Below are 1,133 nucleotides of genomic sequence, written 5' to 3'. Positions count from 1 at the left end.
ATGAAAAAGTTAAACGTAGGAATGATTGGCGGAGGATTCATGGGGAAAGCGCATGCACTTGCTTATGCAGGGATGCCGATGTTTTTCTGGCCGGCACCGGTTGTTCCTCACCGCCACACAGTCGTTGACGTAACAGACGAACTAGCGAAAGATGCAGCCGCTCGTCTCGGCTTTGAACACTATTCTTCTGACTGGAGAAAAGTTGTGGAAGACCCAGAGATCGACATTATTGATATTGTGACGCCGAATGATTCTCATGCGGAAATCGCGATTGCGGCTGCTAAAGCAGGCAAGCACATCATTTCTGAGAAACCGCTTGCGCGAAATGCGGCAGAAGCGAAAACGATGCTTGATGCGGTAAAAGAAGCAGGCGTGAAGCACATGGTTGCGTTCAACTACCGCAGAACACCAGCTGTTGCCCTGGCGAAAAAGTACATTGAAGAAGGCAAACTAGGAAAAATTCTCAACTTCCGCGGCACGTACTTGCAGGACTGGTCAGCTGATCCAAATTCACCGCTTTCATGGCGCTTCCAAAAAGACCGTGCAGGTTCTGGTGCGCTTGGGGATATCGGAACACACGTGATCGATTTCGCGCGCTACCTTGTTGGCGAGATTTCAGATGTAAACGCTGTCGCTAAAACGTGGATCGGCGAACGTCCGATTCAAAGCGGCGGATTGGACAAGCTAGGCACGGTAAAAGCGGACGTGGATGTACCGAAAGCAGCTGTTGATGTGGATGATGAATTTATGACGATGGTGAAATTTGAAAACGGTGCCGTCGGCAGCATTGAAGCAACGCGTAATGCATGGGGGCGCAACAACTTCCTCACATTCGAAATTCATGGAGAAAAAGGATCGCTCGTCTTTAACTACGAGCGCCGTGATGAACTTCAAGTGTGCTTCTCGGATGATCCAGCGGACAGCCGCGGCTTCAGAACGGTGTATACAGGCCCGGCTCATCCATACGGAGAGGGACTATGGCCAATCCCGGCACTCGGCATTGGCTACGGTGAAACAAAAATTATTGAAACGTATGACTTTATGAAATCAATTGCGGAAGATACGTCTGTATCACCTGACTTTGAAGATGGATATCAAATTGCGGTCATTTCTGACGCGATTCTTGAATCTGC

General features: G+C 49.3%; 1 protein-coding gene. It reads left to right on the top strand.

The annotated features are described in order from the left end of the window. Positions 1 to 1,133: levoglucosan dehydrogenase (locus BTO28_RS14805; protein WP_076767665.1), on the top strand; the 1,133-nt coding region annotated here is incomplete at both ends.

This window comes from Domibacillus epiphyticus, assembly GCF_001975785.1.
Lineage (GTDB): Bacteria > Bacillota > Bacilli > Bacillales > Domibacillaceae > Domibacillus > Domibacillus epiphyticus.
Note: the sequence above shows the minus strand (reverse complement) of the source record. Positions and strands in the feature narration are given on the sequence as shown.